The following is a 1598-nucleotide window of genomic DNA, read 5'->3' as shown; positions in this document are numbered from 1 at the left end:
CCGCATGGTTGTGCGCATCGATTTGCGCCAGATAGGCGTCGAGTGCTTCCACGGCGGAGATTTTGCGCTTGGCGATGGCTGCAGCGAGATCGACGGTTGAGGAGAAGACGATGTCCATGAGGAATGCTCCGGCTTGGCCGCGCGTGCCTGACCAATTGGCGGAACGCGGCGCGATTTCAAGCGGAGTTGAGCATTCGGTATTCGCTAGTGCTTGATCGAAGTTGTGCTGCCGATGTCGGCACTCTACGGCGCCCCCCTCTGGCCTGCCGGCCTCTCCCCCTCAAGTGGGGAGATTGGATAGCGTCACGGCTTTCGCCAATCTTCAACGTTGCAAGAACGCGCGGTCGGCGAAGCTGCCAATCTCCCCACTTGAGGGGGAGATGTCCGGCAGGACAGAGGGGGGCGCTGGCCCGCGACTTTGCAGCATTTGCGATCCGGCGAAGAAACTTACCCGCCCAGCGCCAGCTTTGCCGCCGCTGGAGCAAACGGGCGAATGCTGATGCCGTCCCGCGTCATCGTGACAAAACTCGATGGCGGGATCGCTTGCCAGTCGCCGCCCTCGCGGTCGAACGGCTCGGACACGATGCAGCGGCCGCCGCCCTTGCGCAAGACGGAGGTGTAGAGCGTCGGCGCGTGGGCGTCGGTGGCATAGCGCACCGCATGCAGCGCCTGTCCATCCGAGAAGGCGGCGGTGAGCTTCAGCGCTGGTTCGAGGCCGGCGCGGCGCGAGGCTTCGAGCACGCGGCTAGTGGCGCGGGACACCGCGCCTTGCGGATCGCCGGCCAACCCTTCGTCGATCATCAGCAGGAAAAAGAGTTCGGAATCGGTGGTGCCTTCGCGCTGGTCGAAGACGGCGTCTGACAGCGAATTCTCCAGCGCGCGGCGGATCTTCTCGAAGCCGCCGATCTGGCCGTTGTGCATGAACGACCAGGCGCCGGAGATGAACGGATGGCAATTCATGCGGCTGGTGGCGCCGCCGGTGGACGCCCGTACATGGGCGAGGAACAGGCCGGATTTGATCTGCCGGCACAGGCTTTTCAGATTGGGATCGGACCAGGCCGGCAGGATATCGCGATAGAGACCCGGCTCCGGGCGGTCGCCATACCAGGCAAGGCCGAAGCCGTCGCCATTGGTCGGCGATTTCGCTTCCTGGGCGCAATGGCTCTGGGCGATCAGCGAGTGACAGGGCGCCGTGAGGATGTCTTCGAGAAAGACCGCTTCACCGAGATAGGCCGCCCACCGGCACATCGCTTCTGTCGTCCTCTAGGCGCGATCCATAAGAGCCGCAGGCTCCTTGATCGCGTGTGTGCCTCTGTTGTGCGTCCGCTCATAAAGCTCGCGAACGATTCGGCTGGCGGTAGTTTCAAACAGAAACGGCAAGAAAGCGTGAACGAGCGCGGCGCCCGCCGCCATCAACAGGCGCGACGAAAACCAGGCGGCAAAACCCATGTGGCTGAAATAGGTTTCGCCGACCTTGGCCGGATGAGAGGTGAAAATCTTGGCGACCGACATGCTGGTTCCCCTTCAGCGCTTCAAGTTCCTGATATGAGTATCCTGACACGCTTCGCCGGTTCATCGGTCTCAAAATGTCCTTGTAT

2 protein-coding genes are annotated in these 1598 nt (G+C 62.6%); both read right to left on the bottom strand.

Annotated features, from left to right (window positions below; translation table 11 throughout):
* Window positions 1-447: 447 nt before the first annotated feature.
* A complete protein-coding gene (locus EN893_RS33090; protein ID WP_128362139.1) occupies window positions 448-1248 on the bottom strand; it encodes a class II glutamine amidotransferase in 801 nt (266 codons plus the stop codon).
* Window positions 1249-1263: 15 nt separating this feature from the next.
* The gene (locus EN893_RS33085; protein ID WP_127266626.1) at window positions 1264-1512 is read right to left on the bottom strand and encodes a DUF6356 family protein; all 249 of its coding nucleotides are present in this window, start codon (window positions 1510-1512) and stop codon (window positions 1264-1266) included.
* Between the last annotated feature and the right edge of the window lie 86 nt (window positions 1513-1598).

Origin of the sequence: Mesorhizobium sp. M7A.F.Ca.CA.004.04.2.1, from assembly GCF_004022825.1 — a bacterium.
Classification (GTDB): domain Bacteria; phylum Pseudomonadota; class Alphaproteobacteria; order Rhizobiales; family Rhizobiaceae; genus Mesorhizobium.
Note: the sequence above shows the minus strand (reverse complement) of the source record. Positions and strands in the feature narration are given on the sequence as shown.